At 64.1% G+C, this 21,842-nt stretch carries 27 protein-coding genes; 16 read left to right on the top strand and 11 right to left on the bottom strand.

Annotated elements, in window-relative coordinates; all coding sequences use genetic code 11:
- Positions 1-63 precede the first annotated feature (63 nt).
- From IVA88_RS29420 to IVA88_RS29405, 4 genes are all read left to right on the top strand, one after another.
- Positions 64-363 (top strand): hypothetical protein, encoded by a 300-nt coding sequence (locus tag IVA88_RS29420; RefSeq protein ID WP_247500695.1) that lies wholly within the window; start codon positions 64-66, stop codon positions 361-363.
- Positions 360-593, top strand: coding sequence for a hypothetical protein (locus IVA88_RS29415; RefSeq protein WP_247500694.1), 234 nt, complete (start codon positions 360-362; stop codon positions 591-593). Before IVA88_RS29420 ends, IVA88_RS29415 begins: the two co-directional genes overlap by 4 nt.
- A gap of 163 nt (positions 594-756) precedes the next feature.
- On the top strand, positions 757-924 hold the full coding sequence (locus tag IVA88_RS29410) for a hypothetical protein (RefSeq protein WP_247500693.1): 168 nt from the start codon (positions 757-759) through the stop codon (positions 922-924).
- Positions 925-984: 60 nt separating this feature from the next.
- A complete protein-coding gene (locus tag IVA88_RS29405) occupies positions 985-1,167 on the top strand; it encodes a hypothetical protein (RefSeq protein WP_247501245.1) in 183 nt (60 codons plus the stop codon).
- 441 nt (positions 1,168-1,608) lie between these two features.
- Here the strand turns inward: IVA88_RS29405 and IVA88_RS32500 are convergent, their stop codons facing one another.
- Positions 1,609-1,743 carry a hypothetical protein gene (locus tag IVA88_RS32500; protein WP_256466861.1) on the bottom strand — a complete coding sequence of 45 codons (135 nt, stop codon included), beginning with the start codon at positions 1,741-1,743 and terminating at the stop codon, positions 1,609-1,611.
- 224 nt (positions 1,744-1,967) lie between these two features.
- Between IVA88_RS32500 and IVA88_RS29400 the strand changes: the two genes are divergently transcribed.
- The 4 genes from IVA88_RS29400 (at position 1,968) to IVA88_RS29385 (ending at position 5,816) form a co-directional block, all read left to right on the top strand.
- The gene (locus tag IVA88_RS29400; RefSeq protein ID WP_346657663.1) at positions 1,968-2,132 is read left to right on the top strand and encodes a transglutaminase family protein; all 165 of its coding nucleotides are present in this window, start codon (positions 1,968-1,970) and stop codon (positions 2,130-2,132) included.
- 257 nt (positions 2,133-2,389) lie between these two features.
- The gene (locus tag IVA88_RS29395; protein ID WP_247500692.1) at positions 2,390-3,853 is read left to right on the top strand and encodes a GH1 family beta-glucosidase; all 1,464 of its coding nucleotides are present in this window, start codon (positions 2,390-2,392) and stop codon (positions 3,851-3,853) included.
- A 146-nt stretch (positions 3,854-3,999) separates the two neighbouring features.
- Complete coding sequence (locus tag IVA88_RS29390) at positions 4,000-5,232, top strand: acetyl-CoA C-acetyltransferase (RefSeq protein ID WP_247500691.1); 1,233 nt, start codon at positions 4,000-4,002, stop codon at positions 5,230-5,232.
- A 281-nt stretch (positions 5,233-5,513) separates the two neighbouring features.
- A complete protein-coding gene (locus IVA88_RS29385; RefSeq protein ID WP_007601427.1) occupies positions 5,514-5,816 on the top strand; it encodes an HU family DNA-binding protein in 303 nt (100 codons plus the stop codon).
- Between the two features lie 70 nt (positions 5,817-5,886).
- Here IVA88_RS29385 and IVA88_RS29380 read toward each other — a convergent pair whose 3' ends face one another.
- From IVA88_RS29380 to IVA88_RS29350, 7 genes are all read right to left on the bottom strand, one after another.
- Positions 5,887-6,039 (bottom strand): hypothetical protein, encoded by a 153-nt coding sequence (locus IVA88_RS29380; protein WP_247500690.1) that lies wholly within the window; start codon positions 6,037-6,039, stop codon positions 5,887-5,889.
- Between the two features lie 5 nt (positions 6,040-6,044).
- On the bottom strand, positions 6,045-8,450 hold the full coding sequence (gene lon / locus IVA88_RS29375; protein WP_247500689.1) for an endopeptidase La: 2,406 nt from the start codon (positions 8,448-8,450) through the stop codon (positions 6,045-6,047).
- 8 nt (positions 8,451-8,458) lie between these two features.
- Positions 8,459-8,842 carry an Hsp20/alpha crystallin family protein gene (locus IVA88_RS29370; protein WP_247500688.1) on the bottom strand — a complete coding sequence of 128 codons (384 nt, stop codon included), beginning with the start codon at positions 8,840-8,842 and terminating at the stop codon, positions 8,459-8,461.
- A gap of 152 nt (positions 8,843-8,994) precedes the next feature.
- The gene (locus IVA88_RS29365; protein WP_247500687.1) at positions 8,995-9,561 is read right to left on the bottom strand and encodes a ferritin-like domain-containing protein; all 567 of its coding nucleotides are present in this window, start codon (positions 9,559-9,561) and stop codon (positions 8,995-8,997) included.
- A 103-nt stretch (positions 9,562-9,664) separates the two neighbouring features.
- Positions 9,665-9,871: a hypothetical protein gene (locus tag IVA88_RS29360; RefSeq protein WP_247500686.1), complete on the bottom strand. Its 207-nt coding sequence runs from the start codon at positions 9,869-9,871 to the stop codon at positions 9,665-9,667.
- Positions 9,872-9,963: 92 nt separating this feature from the next.
- Complete coding sequence (locus tag IVA88_RS29355; RefSeq protein ID WP_247500685.1) at positions 9,964-11,151, bottom strand: carboxylate-amine ligase; 1,188 nt, start codon at positions 11,149-11,151, stop codon at positions 9,964-9,966.
- Between the two features lie 3 nt (positions 11,152-11,154).
- The gene (locus IVA88_RS29350; RefSeq protein ID WP_247500684.1) at positions 11,155-12,102 is read right to left on the bottom strand and encodes a gamma-glutamyl-gamma-aminobutyrate hydrolase family protein; all 948 of its coding nucleotides are present in this window, start codon (positions 12,100-12,102) and stop codon (positions 11,155-11,157) included.
- Between the two features lie 157 nt (positions 12,103-12,259).
- Between IVA88_RS29350 and IVA88_RS29345 the strand changes: the two genes are divergently transcribed.
- The 3 genes from IVA88_RS29345 (at position 12,260) to IVA88_RS29335 (ending at position 15,499) form a co-directional block, all read left to right on the top strand.
- Complete coding sequence (locus tag IVA88_RS29345) at positions 12,260-12,886, top strand: MarC family protein (RefSeq protein WP_247500683.1); 627 nt, start codon at positions 12,260-12,262, stop codon at positions 12,884-12,886.
- Positions 12,887-13,045: 159 nt separating this feature from the next.
- A complete protein-coding gene (locus tag IVA88_RS29340; protein WP_247500682.1) occupies positions 13,046-13,699 on the top strand; it encodes an L-fuculose-phosphate aldolase in 654 nt (217 codons plus the stop codon).
- 12 nt (positions 13,700-13,711) lie between these two features.
- Entirely contained in the window at positions 13,712-15,499 is a 1,788-nt protein-coding gene (locus IVA88_RS29335; protein ID WP_247500681.1) for a chloride channel protein, read from the top strand.
- A gap of 65 nt (positions 15,500-15,564) precedes the next feature.
- Here the strand turns inward: IVA88_RS29335 and IVA88_RS29330 are convergent, their stop codons facing one another.
- Positions 15,565-15,822, bottom strand: a complete 258-nt coding sequence (locus tag IVA88_RS29330; RefSeq protein ID WP_247500680.1) for a DUF2798 domain-containing protein — start codon at positions 15,820-15,822, stop codon at positions 15,565-15,567.
- 301 nt (positions 15,823-16,123) lie between these two features.
- On the opposite strand from IVA88_RS29330, the gene IVA88_RS29325 reads away from it, so the two are divergent.
- On the top strand, positions 16,124-16,516 hold the full coding sequence (locus IVA88_RS29325; protein ID WP_247500679.1) for a hypothetical protein: 393 nt from the start codon (positions 16,124-16,126) through the stop codon (positions 16,514-16,516).
- Between the two features lie 849 nt (positions 16,517-17,365).
- On the opposite strand, the gene IVA88_RS29320 is transcribed toward IVA88_RS29325, so the two are convergent.
- Complete coding sequence (locus IVA88_RS29320; RefSeq protein WP_247500678.1) at positions 17,366-17,584, bottom strand: hypothetical protein; 219 nt, start codon at positions 17,582-17,584, stop codon at positions 17,366-17,368.
- 240 nt (positions 17,585-17,824) lie between these two features.
- Between IVA88_RS29320 and IVA88_RS29315 the strand changes: the two genes are divergently transcribed.
- The 4 genes from IVA88_RS29315 to uraD all read left to right on the top strand — a co-directional run bounded on the left by IVA88_RS29315 (position 17,825) and on the right by uraD (position 20,428).
- Positions 17,825-18,097: a hypothetical protein gene (locus IVA88_RS29315; RefSeq protein WP_247500677.1), complete on the top strand. Its 273-nt coding sequence runs from the start codon at positions 17,825-17,827 to the stop codon at positions 18,095-18,097.
- An 88-nt stretch (positions 18,098-18,185) separates the two neighbouring features.
- The gene (locus IVA88_RS29310) at positions 18,186-18,599 is read left to right on the top strand and encodes a DUF3830 family protein (RefSeq protein ID WP_247500676.1); all 414 of its coding nucleotides are present in this window, start codon (positions 18,186-18,188) and stop codon (positions 18,597-18,599) included.
- On the top strand, positions 18,600-19,535 hold the full coding sequence (gene puuE, locus IVA88_RS29305; protein WP_247500675.1) for an allantoinase PuuE: 936 nt from the start codon (positions 18,600-18,602) through the stop codon (positions 19,533-19,535). It abuts the gene before it with no gap.
- A gap of 5 nt (positions 19,536-19,540) precedes the next feature.
- A complete protein-coding gene (gene uraD / locus IVA88_RS29300) occupies positions 19,541-20,428 on the top strand; it encodes a 2-oxo-4-hydroxy-4-carboxy-5-ureidoimidazoline decarboxylase (protein WP_247500674.1) in 888 nt (295 codons plus the stop codon).
- Here uraD and IVA88_RS29295 read toward each other — a convergent pair.
- On the bottom strand, positions 20,425-21,822 hold the full coding sequence (locus IVA88_RS29295) for a nucleobase:cation symporter-2 family protein (protein WP_247500673.1): 1,398 nt from the start codon (positions 21,820-21,822) through the stop codon (positions 20,425-20,427). The genes uraD and IVA88_RS29295 overlap by 4 nt on opposite strands.
- Positions 21,823-21,842 lie beyond the last annotated feature (20 nt).

Genomic DNA, 21,842 nt, shown 5'->3' with positions numbered 1-21,842 from the left:
TGGCCGATTGACTCAATGTTCATGTTTTGTTCTTATGCTGGTCGTCAGCCAAGGGACCGAGCCATGGACAACCGCATCAATGAAATCCGCAGAATAGTCAGAGCATTGCGTGTCAGCATGCGTGAGGCTGAAGCCATCATGCACGAGCAGATCAACAGGGACGAAGACTGCACCTTCGTCGCCGGGGAAGTCATGAAGATGCGCACCGTGATGAGCGGGCTTGTCCGGGAGCGGGCCGCTCTCGGTGACACCGACCCGATCGTCGTCGCCAGCCTCTTCGTTCCCCGCCGAAAACCGACGCCGCCGCGCGTCCATGTTGAGAAGCGCCGTCTCCTGCCGCCGCGAGAGGTGGCACAGGCATGAAGGGGGAGAGGCCGACCTACTTCTCCGACATGCAGGAGCCGCCGGAATTTTTGAAGGCTCTTCATGATGCGCGGCGCCTGTCTTGCCTCGAAGGCTGGTGCCGCATGCACATCGAGGCCATCCAGGTCTCGATCGATCAGTACGCGGAGGCGGCTCTCGGTAACCGGGAGTTCTTTCTCAACAAGCCGCACAGCATCGGCGAGAATCGCAAAAGCGGCGACGTGCCGTGACAGCGGCGCATGTCGGCGTATCGACCTTTCGAAACGTCCAAGGATCCCGCGCGGCAAAGCTTGGCCTGCGTTGCTTACCGATTAGAAACCATAGCGAATGATCCGAAAATTTTAACGAAACGATTTGGCTGCGTCTGCGTCGGTCCGTCGGAGGACCCGTCCGATGACAGAGCACCAGTTGATAGAGCAGGAATTCCAGATCGCGCGTTACCGGCGTTTGGAGCGCGAAGTCACCGATCCGCTTGCCGCGTGCCTGCTTCACAGCATCATCGAGGAACTTGAAGCCGAGTTGCGAAGGGATCGACCGGATTGGCACGCGCCGCGCGATTAACGGTTTCTTAGCGCTAATCATGCGGATTGTTGCGAGCGAATCCCAGCGGAGGCTGCTCCCATGCTGAAGGACGGCACCTACGCGGCGTGGTACAAGACGCCGCTCGACCAGGGTACCGGGATCGTCCATGTCGCAAACGGACAGATCTGGGGCTGCGACAGCCTGATGACCTATCACGGCTCCTGCAAGGTCGATGGAGATCGCTTCACCGCGTTCGCGCTGATCGCAACAGCAGCGCCGTAGCCCGGCGGGAGTACCTCATGTCTGCGTCCGACCGACGGCAGACATTCCGGAACGTCTAAGTTCGCCAAGCAACGACAGTAGGCCCGTCGCTCATCATGGCGACTCAGAGCCAATTCATCCGCGTTGGACTCTCACGGCCATCAAGCAGATCACTGCGAATACGAAAGCTGATCTTCCGTAACGACCCGCTCGATCTTTTCGGACTTGCACCTGATGCGGTACCTAAGACGTCCATCGGCCTCGATGGGCATTTGCCGGACGATGGTGTAAATCATCGGTTCGTCCGTTGCCGCACGTCCTTGTGGGCCTTGGGCTTGGTGGCGAACGTCTTCGTTTAGCTTATAGGCATACGACATGTATCTACCTCGAAATTGATGGCTGCTCGGGAGAGGGGTCAGTCGTGGTGGTCTGTAGGACAGGCACTTAGTCAAGCCGGAGGGATTACCACAATTTCAGGCGGTTGAACCGCGCCACCAGCCAGCTGTCCTCCTGCTTGACCGGCAAACCCAGTTGATCCGGCTCAGCCGAACCGGGCAGAGGTCTCGGCGGGGCGATCTTCTCAAAGTAAACCTTCATGACGAGCCCTCGGAATTGTTTGCACCGGCGCTGGGGGCTTCAGTCATCCCAGATACGTTCGCCGCACTCACACACGAACATCCGAATGGTCTATCCGGGAATCCAGCATCTGGTGCACGACGCGCCTGTTGCCTGGAGCCGAGCGGCAATGGCCGTACCATACACCAAATTGCGGACTTTGTCGTGAATTCTGAGGGGGTTCGGCATTCTGTACGCAGGCGGCCCTGTTTCGGCAGAGGATCGCCTCAGGTTACCTGTACGGCCCAGACCTGAGCAGCGTTGGCTTAGCGGGCTCCGATTCGACGTACGCTTGGGCGGAGATTTATGTTCCGGGCGCTGGATGGATTACGTTTGACAAAACCAACCAAAGTGTGGTGGCCACAATCTGATCCAGTTCGCCGTGGCCCGGGAGATCCGCAGGTGACGGCGGTATCTGGAAGCTATGCGGGCACCAGCTCGGCGACCGGAATGATGTGCAAGTGAGTGTTTCGGCTGGGTAGGTCGGCCGACGATCGCCGTGGACTCTTTCAGACAGCTTCGTCGTATCCGGCAATTCTGCATCCTCAGCGTTCGGCTCGCCCGCTTCTCAAACGACCCGCGATTCGCCATGGTGCCGCCGCAAGAGCATCAGCCCGGAGCAGCATCAATGTCGGACCAGGTCTCGCGTCGCCAGTTTGCGAAAATCGCGGGGTTGTCCGCAGCCGGACTGGCAAATCCTCTGGAGGCCGCCGAGGTCAAGCCGCCACCGTCGCCGCGGGTTATGGACGGCTTTCCGGCCGGCTTCGTCTGGGGCACGGCGACCTCGTCCTATCAGGTCGAGGGTGCGGTCAACGAGGACGGGCGAGGGGCCTCGATCTGGGACAAATTCGTCCGTATTCCCGGCAAGATCGAGGATGGCACCACCGGTGACCGCGCCAACGAGCACTATCACCGCTACAAGGAGGACATCGCGCTCATCAGGGAACTCGGCTGCAAGGCCTATCGCTTCTCGGTGGCTTGGCCGCGGCTTTTTCCGGACGGCGACGGCAAGCCGAATCCGAAGGGGCTCGACTTCTACAATCGAGTCATTGACGAGCTCCTGAAGAACGGCATCGAGCCGTGGCTGACGCTTTATCATTGGGACCTGCCGCAATCGCTCGAGGACCGGTTTGGCGGCTGGCGTTCGACGGAGACCTGCAAGATCTTCGGCGATTACGCGGCCTATGTCGCCGAACATCTCACCGACCGCGTCAAGAACGTATTTACGCTGAACGAGAGCGGCCGCTTCGTCTATTTCGGCTATGGCATCGGCATTGACGCGCCGGGCGTGACGCTGCCGCAAGCCGAGGTCAACCAGATCAGGCACAACAGCGCGCTCGCGCACGGGCTCGCGGTACAGGCGGTGCGCGCCCATGGCCGCCGCGGCACCAGGGTGGGACCGGCCGAGAACATCGATGCCTGCGCGCCCGCAATCGATACGCCGGAGAACGTCCGTGCCGCCGAGATCGCGCTGCGCGAGATGAACGCCGGCTATCTCAACGTCATCATGACGGGCCAGTACACCGACGCCTTCCTGAAATTCGCCGGACGCGATGCGCCGAAATACACCGACGCGGAGCTGAAGATCATCTCCTCGCCGGTCGATTTCCTCGGTCTCAACATCTACGCGCCGCAGAATTACGTGGTGGCCTCCGACCAGGGCGCGGGCTTCATGCCGCTGCCGATTCCGAAATCGTTCCCGCACATGAATTCGGACTGGCTGCGCGTCGGGCCCGAGACGATCTACTGGGTGCCGAAGCTGGCGGCGAAGATCTGGAAGACGGATGCGATCTATATCAGCGAGAACGGCACCTCTGGCGAGGACGTCGTGACGCCCGACGGCAAGATCTACGACACTGACCGCATTATGTACTTGCGCAACTACCTCGCCCAGCTTCAGCGCGCCACCACGGAAGGCGTGCCGGTGCGCGGCTACTTCCTCTGGAGCCTGATGGACAATTTCGAATGGGTGTTCGGGCTCAACAAGCGTTTTGGGCTCTACCACGTCAATTTCGACACGCAGGTCCGTACGCCGAAACTCAGCGCCAGTTTCTATCGCAACGTGATCGCGAAGAATGCGGCGGGGGCGTGATTGCTCTCCCTCGCCCCCGTACTTGCGGGGGCCCGACGAGCTACGCTCGCGCTGAGAGGGGCGGGATGGGGTTGCGCAGCGCGCATTGACTCCCTTCGTCCCCTGATTCAAAACGCCTCTAACCATTCAAAAAGAGGATAACGCCAATGACCGACGCACTCATCATCGATGCCTGCCGGACCCCGCGCGGCGTCGGCAAGGCCGGCAAGGGGGCGCTGTCGGGCATTCATCCGCAACAAGTGGGAGCGACCGTGCTGCGCGCTCTCGCCGAGCGCACCGGCATCGACACCGCCGACGTCGACGACATCATCTGGGGCTGCAGCGCGCAGGTCGCAACGCAAGGCGGCGATCTCGGCCGTATGTCGGCGCTGGATGCCGGCTATGACGTGCGCGCGAGCGCGGTGACGCTCGACCGCTTCTGCGGCTCCGGCATCACCAGCGTCAACATGGCCGCAAGCTCGATCATGGCGGGCGCGGAAGATCTCGTCGTCGCCGGCGGCTGCGAGATGATGTCGATGGAGGGACGTCGCGGCGGCGGACCGATGATGATGGATGGCGGCAACCTGCGCCTGCGCGCGCGGCATCCGCAATCGCATCAGGGCGTCTGTGCCGACGCGATCGCGACCATGGAAGGCATCACGCGGAGGGACGTCGATGCGCTCGGGCTCGAAAGCCAGAGGCGCGCCGCGCATGCGATCGCGAACGGCCACTTCAAGAAGAGCCTCGTGCCGGTGCATCGCGAGGACGGCAGCCTCGCGCTCGACCACGAAGAATATCCGCGGCCGCAGACCACGATGGAAGGGCTGAGCGCATTGAAGCCGGCATTCCCCGCGGTTGCCGACCATGCGCTCGACGACAAGGGCACGACGTATCGCGGCCTCATCCTGCAGAAGTACCCCGACCTCGAGATCGACTTCATGCACCACGCCGGCAACTCGTCCGGCGTGGTCGACGGCGCCGCCGCGATCCTGCTGGCTTCGCCCGCTTACGCCAGGGCGCACGGCCTGAAGCCGCGCGCCCGTGTCGTTGCGATGGCGAACATGGGGGACTCGCCGACGCTGATGCTGAACGCGCCGGTGCCCGCGACGCGCAAGGTGCTGGCGAAGGCGGGGCTGACTGTTGACGACATCGACCTGTTCGAGATCAACGAGGCCTTTGCCGTGGTCGCGGAAAAATACATCCGCGACCTCAAGCTCGACCGCGCCAAGGTCAACGTCAATGGCGGCTCGATCGCACTCGGCCATCCCATCGGGGCCACCGGCTCGATCCTGATCGGCACCGTGCTCGACGAGCTCGAACGGCGCGACTTGAAGCGCGGTCTCGTCACCATGTGCGCGGCCGGCGGCATGGCCCCGGCAATCATCATCGAGCGCGTCTAGCCTTATTTTCCAGGGTGAATCGCGACCAGCCTCTCACAAAGAGGCCGGTCGTCGCTTGTCGAAAGCATCGAATCAGCTTTAGCAAGGCTGCGTACGGGCCTTTGAAACAAGGTAAAATCCGCTGCCTGAGGCTTCTCCCACTCCGGAAGTAGCTAAAAAGCAGGGTTTTTTGCCACAGAGGGCAAAAAAAGCCCGTAAAACCCCGACAAAACTGTGCAGAAGGCTATAGGCCTTCGCCGGTTGGTCTAATATGCAGCCGTCAACGAATCAGAGGAGACACGATGGCCACCCAAATGTCGAAATCGCAGCTGATCGAAAAGATCGCGACCACCACCGAGCTTTCCAAGCGCGACGTCAAGAGCGTCATGGAGACGCTGACCGACGTCGGTCACAAGGAGCTCAAGAAGAACGGCCTGTTCCTGGTGCCGGGCTTCGCCAAGTTCGTGGTCATCAAGAAGCCCGCGACCAAGGCGCGCAAGGGCACCAACCCGTTCACGGGCGAAGAGATGATGTTCAAAGCCAAGCCGGCCCGGAAGATCGTCCGTGCTCGCCCCGTCAAGGCCGCCAAGGACGCGGTGGGCTAACAACGCAAAGGCCCCCTCCAGCGAGGGGGCCTTTTGTATCGGGCTGCCGCGGGGGCTTGAGACGGAGGGCTCAACCCTTGCGGCGCTTCACCCGGACCGGCACCGGCTGAAGCCGCGGTCCTGGCGCCAGCGTATCGCGAACCCCGTCGATGGCGCGATCGAGCAATTGGCGCAGCCGCTGCGTCTTCCGGGATCGCTTCGCTCTTTCCAGCAGTTGCTTCATCGCATTCACTCCGCCGCTTCGACTTTGGCCTCTGCCGGCTCGAGCGCTGCGGCGATGGCCTCGTCGACGCGCTCCAGCCAGATGAATTCGAGGTTGTCCCGCGCGCTCTGCGGAATCTCGTCATAATCCCGCTTGTTGCGCGCCGGCAGCATCACCCGCTTCAGGCCCGCGGCCGCCGCCGCCACCACCTTCTCCTTGATACCACCGACCGGCAGCACGAGGCCGCGCAGCGAGATCTCGCCGGTCATCGCGGTGTCGCTGCGCACCGTGCGATTGGTGAGCAGGGATGTCAGCGCCGTGAACATTGCAACGCCCGCGCTCGGCCCGTCCTTCGGGGTCGCGCCCGCCGGGACGTGAACGTGGATGTCGCTCTTTTCGAACAGCTGCGGATCGATGCCGAGCTGCGTGGCCTTGCTCTTCACCAGCGTCATCGCAGCCTGCACGCTCTCGCGCATGACCTCGCCGAGCTGGCCGGTCAGGATCATGCCGCCCTTGCCAGGGACACGAGACGCCTCGATGAACAGGATATCGCCGCCGACCGGCGTCCAGGCAAGGCCGGTGGCCACGCCTGGAATGCTGGTGCGCTGCGCGATCTCGCCCTCGAAGCGCGGCTGGCCCAGCACGGTGCCGATGTCCTTTGGCGTCACGACGACCTTGGCAGCCGTGCCCTCGGCGACCTGCACCGCGGCATGCCGGAACAGTTTTCCGATCTCGCGCTCGAGGTTGCGCACGCCGGCCTCGCGGGTGTAGCCCTTGACCACCAGCTTGAGCGCCTCCGGCTCGATCTCGGCTTGCTCCGGCGTCAGGCCGTTGGCCTCGAGCTGCCGCCGCACCAGATAGCGCCGCGCGATTTCCAGCTTCTCATCCTCGGTGTAGCCGGCGAGGCTGATCAGCTCCATGCGGTCCAGCAGCGGACCCGGGATCTGCTCCAGCATGTTGGCGGTCGCGATGAACACGACGCGCGAGAGGTCGAAGGGCACGCCCAGGTAATTGTCCCGGAACGTCCCGTTCTGCTCGGGGTCGAGCACTTCCAGCATGGCCGCCGAAGGATCGCCCTGCACGCCGCGGCCCATCTTGTCGATCTCGTCCAGCATCATGACGCAGTTGCGGGCGCCGGCCTTCTTGATGCCCTGGATGATGTTGCCCGGCAGCGCGCCGATATAGGTGCGCCGGTGGCCGCGGATCTCGGCCTCGTCATGCACGCCGCCGAGGCTGACGCGCACAAAGGGGCGGTCCATCGCCCGTGCGATGGATTGGCCGAGCGAGGTCTTGCCGACACCGGGCGGTCCGACGAAGCACAGGATCGGCGCCTTGCCTTGCGGCGCCAGCTTGCGCACCGCCAGGTATTCGATGATCCGGCTCTTGATCTTCTCCAGGCCGAAGTGATCGGCGTCGAGGATCCGGCGCGCTTCCTTGATGTCGATCGGCTTTTCCGCGGGCAGCGCCCACGGCAGCTCGATCAACCAGTCCAGATAGGTGCGGACCATGCCAGCCTCGCCGGCGGCCTCCGGCATGCGCTCGTAGCGGCGCAGCTCCTTCTTCGCATGCGCGTCCGCCTCGGGCGGCATGTCGGCCTTGGCGATGGCAGCCGTCAGCTCGGCGACCTCGGCGGCCTTGCCGTCGCCTTCGCCGAGCTGGCGCTGGATGGTCGCCATCTGCTCGCGCAGGATCGCCTCGCGCTGCCGCTCGTCGAAGCTGGCGCGGGTCTGCTGGCCGATCTCGTTGCTGATGCGCAGCACCTCCAGCCGTTCGGCCAGATGCTTCGACACCTTCTCGACACGCAAGGCGAGGTCGATTGTCTCCAGCACCTCCTGCTTGTCCTGCGGCTTGATATCCATGAACGAGGTCGCCAGGTCTGCCAGCGCGCCCGGGGCGGTCGTGCCCTGGAACATCGCGGCCAGCTCGGGTGGCGCCTGCGGCAGCAGCTCGATCGCCTCGATGGCCTGGCGCTGCAGGTTCAGCGCGCGGGCCTCGATCTCGGGCGAGCTCGTGGTCGGCTCCGGGATCTGCTGGATCCGCGCTGCCGGGAACGGTGTCCCCGGCAGGAAGTCGAGGATGCGCGCGCGCTGCACACCCTGGCAGACGATGTGATGGGTGCCGTCGGGCGCGGTGATGTAGCGTACGATGTTGGCGATGGTCGCGACCCGATAGAGATCGTCCGGGCCGGGCTCGTCGGTCTCGGGACTGCGTTGCAGGACGATGCCGATCGGCCGCTGCTCGCGCAACGCCTGCTGCGCGGCCGCGATCGACTTCAGCCGCGCGATCGCGATCGGCGCGATGGCGCCGGGGAACAGCACCATATCGCGCACCGGGACAATGATGAGTGCGTCTTCGGGAATCTTCACGTCGGAATTGCTCTGGGAAATGCTCTGGGGATTGGTTTGTGCGGTATTCATCGGTTCGATGGCCATGGTCGACCTCAGGATTTGGCGAGGCGCAGTGCGACGCAGCCGTCCATCACGAAGCGGCTGATGGCGTAGCGGCCAACGGGCAATGCAATGCGGCGCTCAAAGCGCCCCTGCGGCAGCTCGAGGCGATGGATGCGGGCATTGCGAAGCTCCGCCGGCAGAGTGCGCTGGCCGGAGATCACGAGCACGCCGTCGTGGATCACGGTCTCGACGTTGTCGGGATTGACGCCGGGAAGCGCGACCAGGATCAGCAGCTCATGCTCGGTTTCGAGCACGTCGATCGGCGGCTCCCAGCAGGCTTCCTGGCGGCCGAACTGCTGGCGCAGCCGTTCACCGCGGGTCAGCGAGTCCAGGGCTTCGGACAGCATCCAGTCGAGGGGATTTTTGGGTGGCATGATGCGGGGCTCGGCGGTGGGATCGACTGGATATGGGGCCGGTTCCCGAGAATTCCAGCCCGGCGGCGCGGAGGTGCCATGCGGATCGTGCGATCCGAAAGACAAGCGCCGCGGCCTCGGGCCGCGGCGTTGTTTATCACGCGATGTGTGGCTCAGGCCGCTTGACGGTATTCCTCTTCCGCCTCGAGGTTGATCACGGAGGTGGCGAGCTCGGTCAGGACGTGATCGGTCGCCTCTTCCTCGTCCAGCGTCGCCTGCAGCAGCCTTGCGGCGTCTTGCATGCCGAGCTCCTCGGCCCAGGTGCGCAACGTGCCGTAGCGGGAGATTTCGTAGTGCTCGACCGCCTGCGCGGCTGCGAGCAGACCGGCGTCGAGGGCAGGAGCGTTCTTGAACTCCTTCATGATCTCGGCGCCTTCGTCGGTAATGCCGTTGATCGCTTCGCAAGGCTTGCCGCGGGCCGGCTTGCCGAGCAGCTTGAAGATCTGGTCCAGCCGTTTGACCTGGCCCTGCGTCTCGCGCAGATGCTTGTTGAAAGCCGCCGCGAGCTCCTTCGAGTTGGCGGCCTTGGCCATCTTGGGCAGGGTCTTGATGATCTTGTTCTCGGCGAAATAGATATCCTTGAGCGTTTCCAGGAACAGGTCGCTCAGCATCTTCGGCGCCTGACGGGCGCGGCCCGCCGACGATTTCTTGGTTGTGCGCTTCTTCGCTTTCTTGGCCATAAATCCTCCTGTCGAGGTGAACGGGAAGGCCCCGCCTTCCTCTATCCTCGGGCGATCAAGACTCTGCGCGGCCAAAGGTTCCCAATCTGCAACGGGCTGCCAGCTAACCCGGCCGTTTGTACGGATCGTCCTGGCGCTGTCGCGCCTCCGTCGCGCGATCGAGGCGTGCGCGCTCGCTGCGGCGGAGGTGGCCGGCCTTCATCACGCCGTAGACGAGGGCGCCGCCGAGCACGAACGCGCCGATGAACCAGAGCCAAAGCATCTGGGCCGAGGCGTGGCCCAGCAGCATGCTAACTCCGCTGTCGCTCATAGATGATCTCCACCATGTCCCTTGCGGTCATGGTCAGCTAAGTCGGTTGGCGGAAGGTCGTTCCTAGACCGGTCGTCGTCGCATGCGGCGCCTCACACCGGATGGGCCAGAGGCTGCCGCACCGGAGCCCCCTTCGGCTCGCCCGCCCGTGCGGTGAAGTCGCCGGCCTCGGTCGAGGTCCGCAGCCATTTGGTCACGTCGCCGATCGCTTCTCGCGGCGAGCGGCCGAATTTCCTCAAGCCCCGGAAGTATTCGAGCTGGAGATGCGCCGACGTGCCGCGCTTGGGGATGGCCTTGAGGTGCTGGATATCGCCCTCGAGGCCGAGATGCGCGATATCGGGCGCCAGCATGGCGATGACCGTATCGAGCCAAGTCCTGAAAGAGACCGGCTCGAACGACACCAGATCGATATACGTCCCGTCGGTTCCGTAGCGCTGGGCGCGCCAGCGGTTTTCCTCGATCAGCGCGCGGTGCACGGCCGAATAGGTGGCGTTCAGATCCGGATGGTGCACGGCGTGCCTGACCAGAGCGCGAAACAGCGCCGCGATCGCCACTGAATCGGCGATTGCCGTGCAGCAATCGGTGATGCGCAGCTCCAGGGTGGGATGTTGGAGCGAAGGCCGCAGCGCCCACCAGACATAGGTGGCATTGGGGACGATGCCTGCGTCCACCAGGGTTCTCACATATGTCTCGTATTCCGCGAGGTTGCGAAACATCTCGGGAAAGCCGGTCCGGGGCAGGGCGTCGTTGGCGGCATTGCGGTAGCCGAGCAATCCGGTGGGATAGCCGCACCAGAACGGCGACGAGGTCGACAGCGCCAGCAGCAGCGGCAGGAACGGCACCAGGCGGTGCATGATCTCGACGCGGTGGTCGGGCTCGGGCACCTCGACGTGAACGTGCAGCCCGCTGATCGGATTGCCGAGGCCGACCATTCCGAGGTCGCTGATGACCTTGCTGTAGCGGCGCTTGCGCGTCATCCGCTGCTGCTGAGGTTGCGCCAGCGGATGCGTCCCCGCCGCAATGATGCCGACCCCGTGCTCCTTGCCGACCTCCGCCAGAACCGCGCGGTAATGCGCAAGCTCGGCGATCGCATCGGCTGAAGTCGCCAGTGGCGGCGTCGCCACTTCGATCTGCGATTGCAGGATCTCGGTGGTCAGCCGTTCTCCCAGGCGTTTCTGGGCCGCTGCCATATAGGGCTTGGGCAGCTCCGATCTCGGCACTGCGGATTGGCGGTTGACCAGAAAATATTCCTCCTCGATGCCGAAGCGGTAACGGTGCATGACCTACGCCGCCCCTTGCGTTTTCGCATGCTGGCGAACCGCGTCTCCGAAGGCAGAGAGAACGCGGGCCGACGCATGGTCGGAGCTCGCCCAATAATCCGGATGAAAGACGGTGCCGAGCGCAAAAGCGCCCGCGCCTTCGACGCTGACGGCCTCGACCGAGCCGTCCTCGGCCACGGCCTCCGCCACGAGACCCGGTGCCAGATCGGCGATCAGGACGCTATGCAGCGAATTCACCGTGATGGCGTCTGCGCCGCAGATCTGGTGCAACACGCCCTCTTTTCGCAGCGTTACTTTTTGCCGCAGCCGGTAGCGGGCATCCTCATTGTCCGCCTCGGGTGTGCCGTGGCGTTGATCCTCCGGCAGACCGTCTGGCTCCCTCGCCAGCGTGCCGCCAAAGGCGACGTTCAGCTCCTGCATTCCGCGGCAGACGAAGAGGGCAGGAATGCCGCGCGCCAGCGCGCGCGGAATCAGGCGAAGTGCGACCTCGTCGCGGAATTCATCAAACGGGCCGTCGCGCGCTTCGTCGACGGTTTGTCCATAGCGGGAGGGATGGACGTTGGTCTGCCCGCCGCCAATGAAGAGCCCGTCCAGGCCGTCGAGATACGCATCGACATCTGCTTCGGGGGCCGCGGGCAGGACCCGCGGCACGGCCCCCGCGACGAGGCCGACCGCGTTGACGCAGATCAAGGCGACCGAGGCAAGCTGTTCGCCGCGCGCAACGATGGAATCAGAGAGGATGCCGACCTGCGGTGCGCCGCTGCGGGCTTGCCACTGGCCACGGGATGCGGTGAGCCGCCACTGCTGAAGACCGTACGCCACGGCGTCAGCGGCGCTGCCGAACTGGTGAATGGCGGCCTTGAGTTCTCTGACGTTTGTCCCTAATCGAAGCGCCCAGCGGCTGCAGGCAACGGGATCGTGCGGATCAATTCTGGAACGCGGCTCGTGCAATTGGCTGGGCTGCTTCTATTGGTGTGTCGATATCAAGTGCAACGGCAATCCCGCAGAATGGTTGCTTCGCGATTGAGCTGGTTGATCTTTTTGACTGGCCGCTGAACTAACTTTTGTTATTGCGACGTGCTTGGGCCGTCGGATCGGAAGAGGCGCCATGATTGATTTCTCCCTGTCCGCGTTCGTGACGTTGCTGCTGGTGGTCGATCCCGTTGGTCTCGTGCCCGCCTTCCTCGCGGCGACGGCCGGAATGCCTGAGACGAGCAAGCGCACCATCGCGCTGCGCGCGCCGCTGATTGCGGCGTCGATCCTGGTGGTGATCGCGCTGATCGGAAACTGGCTGCTGCGCCAGCTCGGGATCGGCATCCCCGCCTTCCAGATCGCCGGCGGGCTGCTGCTGTTCGGCGTGTCCTACCAGATGATCTTCGGCGACCGTCCGCATCGCGATGCCCGCGAGGCCGACAAGGCGACATCAGAGCACGCCTCCGACGTCGCGGTGTTCCCGCTGGCGATCCCGATGATGGCCGGTCCGGGCGCGATCGCGACCACGCTGCTTCTGTCGGGCGATGTCGGTTATGGGCCGAGGCTCGCGGCCATCATCGCGGTCGTGGTCTGCGTTTGCCTCATCTGCATGCTCTGCTTTCTCTCCGCGAACATGATCGCGCGGACGCTTGGACGCACCGGCAACGCCGTCCTTTCGCGCGTGCTCGGCATGCTGCTCGCGGCCTATTCGGTGCAGTTCGTGATCAACGGGATCGCGGCGGTCCGGGCGAGCTTGCCGTAGGGCTCCGACAATCTGTTAATGCGTTGATTTTCATGTTTATTTCACGATGCCATGAGGCGGCTGTCAGGATCGCGCGCGATCCGGTCTGCTTTCTCTTGCGCTGCCACATTGCTTTGACGTACTCCCCCTCTGACAGGCGCCCATCGTCAGGAAATCGAGATGTCGATGACAGCGGACGAGCTCGACAAGAGGCAGGCCATCATCGGCGCCTGCCGCCGCATGAATGCGCTCGGCATCAACCAGGGCACCTCGGGCAATATCAGCGTCCGGCATGCGGACGGGCTTCTGGTCACGCCGACCAGCGTGCCCTATGACGCCATGACGCTGGACCAGATCGTGTTCATGGCGATGGACGGCTCGCATGCCCCGACTCAGAAGCCGTCGAGCGAGTGGCGCTTCCACCTCGACATCCTGAAGGCCCGGCCCGACGTCCACGCCGTCGTTCACGCCCATCCGACCTATTGCACCATTCTGGCGATCATGGGCCGGGAGATTCCGCCTGTGCACTACATGATCGCGGCCGCCGGCGGCGACAGCATCCGCTGCGCGCCCTATGCCACCTTCGGAACGGCGGAACTGTCGGAGCATGCGGTGCGGGCGCTGGAGGGCCGGCTCGCCTGCCTGCTGGACCATCACGGCATGATCGCCGTCGGCAAGTCGCTGGACAAGGCGATGTGGCTCGCCGTCGAGGTCGAGACGCTGGCGCGGCAATATCACGGCTGTCTCCAGCTTGGAGAGCCGCCGCTGCTTTCGAGCGCCGAGATCGAGCGGGTCCGCCAGCGCATGTCCGGTTACGGCATGTCGGAAGGGTAGGGCGGACAGAAAGTGTTCCTGCGGATCAGACATCTCACCGACCGCAAGGGGACGAACCGCGTCATGGTTCGGCTGCGCGCGCTTCTGCGCAGCAACGAATTCTATCTGATCCCGCTGGCGCTGGTGATCGGCACGCTCGCCGGCGCCATCGTGACGCTGATGGCCGAGATCGCGCAGATTGCCCATATGGTGATCTACGGCATTCCCATCGACGTCCGCCTGTCGGCCAATACAAGCGTCAGTCCCTGGGCCGCACTGATTGCGCCCGCCCTGGGCGGATTGGTGCTCGGCATCATGGAGTGGTGGCGGCGGCGGCTGAAGATCTCCAGCGCGGTCGATCCGATCGAGGCGAACGCGCTGCGTGGCGGCAATCTGTCGATGCGCGACAGCGTGGTGGTGTCGAGCCAGACGCTGATCTCGAACGGCTGCGGTGCGTCCGTCGGCCTCGAGGCCGGCTACACCCAGATCGGCTCCGGTATCGCCTCGCTGCTCGGCAAGTTCTTCAATCTGCGCCGCAACGATCTGCGCCTGATCGTCGGCTGCGGGGCTGCCGCTGCGATCGCGGCGGCGTTCGGTGCGCCGATCACGGGAGCTTTCTACGCCTGCGAGCTGATTGTCGGCGTCTATTCGGTCGGCAGCGCCGCCCCGATCCTGGCGGCCTCGCTCGCCGGCGCCCTGACTGCGCAATGGCTCGGCGGCGCACCCTATTCGCTCGAAATACCGAAAGTCAGCTCGGTCGGCGTCGAGCAGTATCTGGCGCTGATCGGGCTCGCGCTCGTCACCAGTGGTGTCGGCATCGCCGTGATGCGCTCGTCATCGACGTTCGAACGCCTGTTCGCCTGGCTGCCGATCTGGCTGCGCCCGGTGATCGGTGGCCTCATCGTCGGCGGCTTTGCGATCCTTACCCCGCAGGTGCTGGCGGCCGGACACGGCGCCATGGTCCTCGATCTCTTTCACGACATGACGATCGGCCTGATCGCGCTGATCATCGCCTTGAAGGTGACGGCCTGCCTGATCTCGCTGGCTTCGGGCTTCCGCGGCGGATTGTTCTTCGCCTCGCTGTTCGTCGGGAGCCTGATCGGGAAGTTCTTTGCGGCGGTGCTGTTGCTGATCAGCCCGAACTTCGTGATTGATCCGCTGGTCGCGATGCTGACCGGCATGGCGACGCTCGGCGTCGCCATCGTCGGCGGCCCCTTGACCATGTCGTTCCTCGTGCTCGAGATGACCCGCAACGTCGACGTCACCGCCGTGGTGCTGGCCGGTTGCATCGTCACCTCGATCTGCGTCCGTTTCATGTTCGGACACTCCTTCTCGACCTGGCGCCTGCATCTGCGTGGCGAGACCATCCGCAGCGCCAACGACGTCGGCTGGCTGCGCAATCTCACCGTCGAGCGGCTGATGCGCTCCGATGTCGGCAAGGTGCCGTCGACCACGACCATCGCCGCGGTCCGCCGCGAATTCGCGCTGGGATCGCGGCCCGGGATCGTCATCGTCAACAATTCGGACGAATATGTCGGGCTCGTCCTGCTGCCCGACCTGTTCTCGGGCGATCTCGACACCATCGCCGACGAAATCCAGGTGATCGAGCTCGCCCGCCTGACCGAGATCGTGCTGATTCCGGAAATGAACGTGAAATCGGCGATGGCGGTGTTCGACGAAGCGGAAGCCGAGATGCTGGCGGTGGTCGATTCCACCGACAGTCGAAAGGTGGTCGGCTTCCTCACCGAGACCTTCGTCCGCCGCCGCTATGTCGAGGAGATCGACAAGGCGACGCGCGGTGTGCTCGGCGCGCTGTCGTAACGCCCCTCGAGCTGAGAAGCGTCGGAAGCGGGACGGCGTGCGTCATGCGCCGCCGTCCGCGCCTTCTATCGGCCTGCTTGAGGAGGGGAAGCGACCACGCGCGCCACGATCCGGCGGACCAGTGGCAGCACCATCAGCAGCGTCGGAAAGGCGACGAGCCATGACAGTGCCCAGGCGCCCGGCCAGGTCGCGAGAAACGCCGGCGTTGCGCCGAGGCTTCGAAGCGTGGAAATGACTGACACCACGGCCGTCATGAGGATGGACAGCACAAATGGCATCACGATCGGCGCACAGCGCGCCGGCAGTTTGCGAACCGCAATCATCTGGTTTCTCTTTGGGATAGGACGCGTCAGTCACGGTGAACCTGAAAATGGCATCGATCCCGACGGCGTCGGTTGATGCGTTGGTTCACGTAAAACGCTTACGGCGACCGAAAAACGGTGCGGCTGTTCATTATCCGCTCATGTTGGATGGTTCAAGGTGGATCTGGTCGTTCCGTTTACAATCGTTCAAAGCGTGGCAGATTGCCGCGATCACGAAACCATTTCAGTGGTTTGCGCATTATGCGTCGTTTGCTTATGTGGCTTTGGGTGAGAACAGAGGCGAGAACAGAGGAAGGTCAAGATGAGTAATGGACCGATGACTTCCGCAGCCAGCCGCAAACTTGCACTGGCCGCGTTCGCGAGCCTCGCCCTGGTTACAGCCTCTACCGCGCCTTCGGCTGCGGCCTCGACCGCGCCGCAATCCCAGGCGGTTGCGGCAGACCGCGCCGCGTCGGGTGCCACCGATTTCAGCGCCGCGCGCCGCCACCGCTATTATCGGCGAGGTCCGAACGCTGCAGGCCTCGCCTTCATGGGCGTGGCCGCGGGGCTGATTGGAGGTGCGATCGCCGAGAGCCAGCGCCGCGAGTACTACGAGGATCACTATTATTATGGCCCGCGTCCTTACTACGGCGGCCAGGGCTACTACGGCGGCGGTCCATACTACGGTCCGCGCGGCTATTACCAGCCATACTAGGCGGCAATTGACGCCATAGCCTCGACAGAGGCGTGGCCCGGGGTCGTCTTCGCTCCGATCTGCGGGAAGCTTGCGGGATTCGCAAAACGGGCGGTGCTTTGCACCGCCCGTTTTGTTGCTTCCCGGCGACGGGTCTCGCCTGCGTCCACTCTGTGTCGCCCCTCTGTCAATCACGTCTCGCTAAAAGATTCCACTTTACCGAAATTCGGAATTGGCGTATATGTCACCCATCCCGGCTCACCCAAGAGGGGCGATCGTACGTCGTCACGATATGCGAGCCGGGCTTGCGGTGGACGCGGCAGTGTCGGGCGCGAGGCTAAGGGCAGGGCGGATTGCTCTCCGTGAGCCCAAGGCGTCGCGCGGACGGACGACGCTGTCAGGCTCGTCTCGCCAGTAAGTTTCCGGCTCCGTCGACGGGGCTGGAAAAACTGCGGCGAAATGGCGGGCCGTGCGTACGGCAAAACCGTGTGGTCCTGGCCGTCGTTGCTACGGTCAAGCTCTTGCGGAGGCGGCATCCGCGTCAACCGGCGCGGTGTCCGTGACTTTCGCGAGGGCGAGGGAGGCCAGAACGAACTCGGCTCCCGGGAGAGCACGGCATAAGCCGTAAAGCCACTGCGCAGGGAAGGCCGAGTGATTGGCTACACCTGTATGCTGCTGTGCGTTTTTTCTGCGTGTGCTTTTCGCGCAGCGGACCGCGGGTGCCAGCCGGCACCCGGCCTTCCCTGCACCCTCTTGGACAAGAGGGTGAGCGACGAAGCAAAACTCGGGCGAAATGCGCCGCGAGGACGGGAAGCTGTGTCTGCGCTCGCAAAGACGAAGTTGAAGCAGTTGCGCTCTACGCTTCCAGCATCACCGTCCCGCCGGTGCCGACATCGCGCCGTTGGCGTAGCGCGGCCAGTCGGGCGCGGTTGGCTGCGAGGACCAGAGCGCGTTGGAATCCCGCACCGACTGGGTGATGGGGGCCGGTCGTGCCTTGCGGGCGTGGTGACGGTCGCTCGCAGCGGCGGTTTGGATGGTGGCGGCGGCGGCGATCAGGGTGGCGCTGAGAATGGCAAAGGTTTTTTGCATGGTTGTTTCTCCCGTGACGGCGGCTCCGGCTGTGAGACATGTGTTCGCCGCCGCGGCTGACATGGCGATGCGGCCTGCCGAATATCAACGACGCCGGCTGCACGATCGCCAATGCAACCATCACATTGGGGGGAGCCAATTTTCTAGCCTCGGCTAAATATTCGGCAATCGCGCCCGTAGCCCCGATGGACTTGACCTGCGCAATCCGGTTCAATGGGCCAAATTTGGTTTCAGGCGACAATGATGTCGAGATATCTGCTGGTCTTTCTGCTGATCGCCTTGCCGGCCGTGGCGCAGGTCAAGCTGACCCCAAAAACCTCGGCGGCGCATCCGGACCGCTGCGCGCCGATCGGACGTACCGCGGACGGCAAGCTGGTCTACTCCACGAAATGTGAGAACCTGCCGGCGCCGCCCCCGCCACCGCAGGCGGAACTGAAGGAGGCGCCGCAGCCTGCCGCCGAGCCGGAGACGCGGCGGAGTGGCGTTTTCGGCTGGTCCTACGACCGCAGGTAACGGGCCGCGGCCCTTGCGCGAAGTCCGATGGAATGCTCTTTGCCTGAAAATTCCCCGTGGGGCCACCGCCCCGATCCAGAGAGATGAGATGAGCAAACTCGTTATCCGCGCCGGCGACTTCACTTTCGATGCCCGTTTCGAGGAGCAGCTGGCGCCCAAGACCGTCGCCGCGTTCCGCAAGGCGCTGCCGTTCGAAAGCCACATCATCCATGTGCGCTGGAGCGGCGAGGGCGTGTGGATGCCGCTCGGCGACCTCGATTTCGGTGTCGGCTACGAGAACCACACCAGCTATCCCGCGCCCGGTCACATCATCCTCTATCCCGGAGGCATCAGTGAGACCGAGATCCTGATGGCCTATGGCGGCGTGCACTTCGCGAGCAAGATGGGCCAGCTCGCCGGCAACCATTTCATCACGCTGACCTCTGGCCTGGAGAATCTGGCAACGCTCGGCAAGAGCGTGCTGTGGAAGGGCGCGCTGCCGATCCGCTTCGAGGAAGTCTGAGTGACTGGTACCCGCTACCCGCGCGATCTCCGCGGTTACGGCCGCAGCCCGCCGCACCCGCAATGGCCCGGCAATGCACGGGTCGCGGTGCAGTTCGTCGTCAATTTCGAGGAGGGCGGCGAAAACAACATTCTGCACGGCGACCGTGCCTCGGAAGCGTTCCTGTCCGACGTGCTCGGCGCACAGCCGTGGCCCGGCCAGCGCCACGCCAATATCGAGTCGATGTTCGAGTATGGCTCGCGCGCCGGTTTCTGGCGGCTGTGGCGGATGTTCAGCGAGCGGAAGTGGCCGACCACCGTGTTCGGTGTCGCCACGGCGCTGAAGCGCAATCCGGAAATCGTGGCTGCCATGAAGGAGGCGGGCTGGGACATCGCCAGCCACAGCCTGAAGTGGATCGAGCACAAGGATATGACCGAGGCGCAGGAGCGCGCGGACATCGCGGAAGCGATCCGCGTCCACACCGCGGCGACCGGATCGCGGCCGCTCGGCTGGTACACCGGGCGATCCTCGGTCAACACCAACCGTCTGTTGATGGAGGAGGGCGGCTTCCTCTATCTCTGCGACTCCTATGCCGACGATCTGCCCTATTGGGTCAGGGGCGTGAACGGGAAGCAGCTCGTCATTCCCTATACACTCGACGCCAACGACATGCGCTTCATCAATCCGCAAGGGTTTGCCGAAGGCGAGCAGTTCTTCACCTATCTGAAGGATGCCTTCGACGTGCTCTACGCCGAAGGCGAGAGCGCGCCGAAGATGATGTCGGTGGGCCTGCACTGTCGTCTCGCCGGCCGCCCCGGCCGCGCGGCGGGGCTGATCCGCTTCCTCGACTACATCGGCAAGCACGAGCGGGTCTGGGTGCCGACGCGGTTGCAGATCGCACAGCACTGGCACGACAAGCTCGCGCATCTTGCGGCCGACGCATTCGAGATCGGGTGAGGACGATGTCGCAGATCTCGCTGTCCGATCTCAACGCCGCCGATGAAGCCGATTTCGTTGCCGCGCTCGCCAACGTCGTTGAACATTCACCGTGGATCGCAGGGCAACTCGCCGGAAAGCGGCCATTCGCCGGCATCAACCAGTTGCATGCCGCGCTGATGGCGGCGATCCAGAGTGCCGAACCCGAGGTGCAGTTGGCGCTGATCCGGGCGCATCCGGACCTCGCCGACAAGACCCAGCGCGCGGCGGGACTAACGGTAGAGTCGATCGACGAGCAGAGCAGCGCCGGGCTGGACCGGCTGTCGGATGCCGAATACGCCGCCTTCGAGCGCGTCAACAGCGCCTATCGCGAGAAGTTCGACATCCCCTATATCGTCTGCGTGCGTCGTCACACCAAGGATTCAGTGCTGCGCGATTTCGAGACGCGGTTGCGCAATATCGCCAAGACCGAGACGCGATGCGCGATCGAGGAGATTGGCCGTATCGCCGCGTTACGGCTCGATCAACTCGTTGCAGCCGATGACAAGCTCAGGGTCCACGGCCGGCTCTCGACCCATGTGCTGGACAACCACGTCGGCAAGCCCGCGCCGGGCATTCCGGTAGAGCTCGTTGAACTCTCCGCGCTCGGCGAGAATCGTGTGATCGCGCGCACCATCACCAATGCGGACGGCCGCACCGACCAGCCGCTGATCGGCGGCCGCCCGCTGCCGATCGGCCGCTATGAACTCCGATTTAACGTTGCCAAATACTACGCCGAGCGCAACGTGCAGCTCACCGATCCGCCGTTCCTCGACGAGATCCCGCTGCGCTTTGCGATCAGCGAGCCGGAAAGCCACTATCACGTGCCGCTGCTGGTCACGCCGTGGAGCTATTCGACCTACCGCGGCAGTTAAACATGTTGTGCGGATGAGGCGACCGCTGCTGCATCCGCTTCCGCCGCCGCACCGCCGCTCAATCCGTTGAAGAAGGCATTGAGCAGCACCGAGACGATCGCGCAGAGCAGGATACCGGACTCCAGCAGCGGCTGGAGATCGTGTGGCAAGTTCCTGAAGAAGCCGGGTGCGGCGAGCGGGATCAGGCCGAAGCCGATCGAGATCGCGACGATGAAGAGATTGTAGCGATTGTTGCGGAAATCGACCGCGGTGAGGATGCGTGCGCCGGTCGCCGCGACCATGCCGAACATCACGAGGCCGGCGCCGCCGAGTACGACCAGTGGCACGGCCTCGACCAGCGCGGCGAGCTTCGGCAACAGGCCGAGCAGGAGCATGATGCAACCGCCTGTGACCGTCACCCAGCGCGAACGCACGCCGGTGACCGAGACGAGGCCGACATTCTGCGAGAACGACGTGTATGGGAAGGTGTTGAAGATGCCGCCGAGCAGCGTGCCGACGCCGTCGGCGCGCAGACCTCGGCTCAGGGCTTCGCGATCGACCGTCTTGCCCGTGATGTCGCCGAGCGCGAGGAACATGCCGAGTGATTCGATCATCACGACGATCATGACGACGCACATGGTGATGACAGGCACGAGATGGAATTGCGGCATGCCGAAGCGGAATGGGATCACGACGGCGCCCCAGGAAGCTGCAGCGACCTTGTCGAAATGCATGATGCCCAGAATGCTGGCGAGCACGGCGCCCGCGATGATGCCAAGCAGCACGGAGACGTTGGCGAGAAAGCCGGTGCCCCATTTGATCAGGCCGAGGATGAACAGCAGCACGAACAGCGAGATGCCGAGTCCCTGCAACTGTCCGTAGGCCGGATTGGGGAAGCTGCCGGCGACGCCGTCCACCACCTTCGTCAGCGTCGGCAATCCGCCGCCGGCCCAGTTGATGCCGACCCGCATCAGGGAGATGCCGATGACCAGAATGATGCTGCCGGTGACGACCGGCGGAAAGAGCGGCAGCAGCCAGCTGACGAATGGCGCCGCGACGATGCCGAACAGGCCGGCTGCGATGACCGAACCGTAGATGCCGAGTAGTCCGATGTCCGGTGAAGCCGCCATGGATAGCATTGGACCGACGGATGCGAACGTCACGCCCATCATTACGGGCAGTCGGATGCCGACGCCGGGAAAACCGAGGCATTGCACCAGCGTCGCGAGTCCGCAGGCGAACAGGTCGGCGCTGATCAGGAACGCGACGTCCTGCGGCGGCAGTTTCAGCGCGCGCCCGATGATCAGGGGCACCGCGACCGCGCCGGCATACATCACCAGCACATGCTGGAGGCCCAGCGCGAGCAGGCGTGGCACCGGCAGGACTTCATCGACAGGATGCACGTCGCTGGTCATGGATCAATCCCCCGAAATAT

It is taken from the genome of Bradyrhizobium sp. 149, from assembly GCF_023073915.1.
Lineage (GTDB): Bacteria > Pseudomonadota > Alphaproteobacteria > Rhizobiales > Xanthobacteraceae > Bradyrhizobium.
Note: the sequence above shows the minus strand (reverse complement) of the source record. Positions and strands in the feature narration are given on the sequence as shown.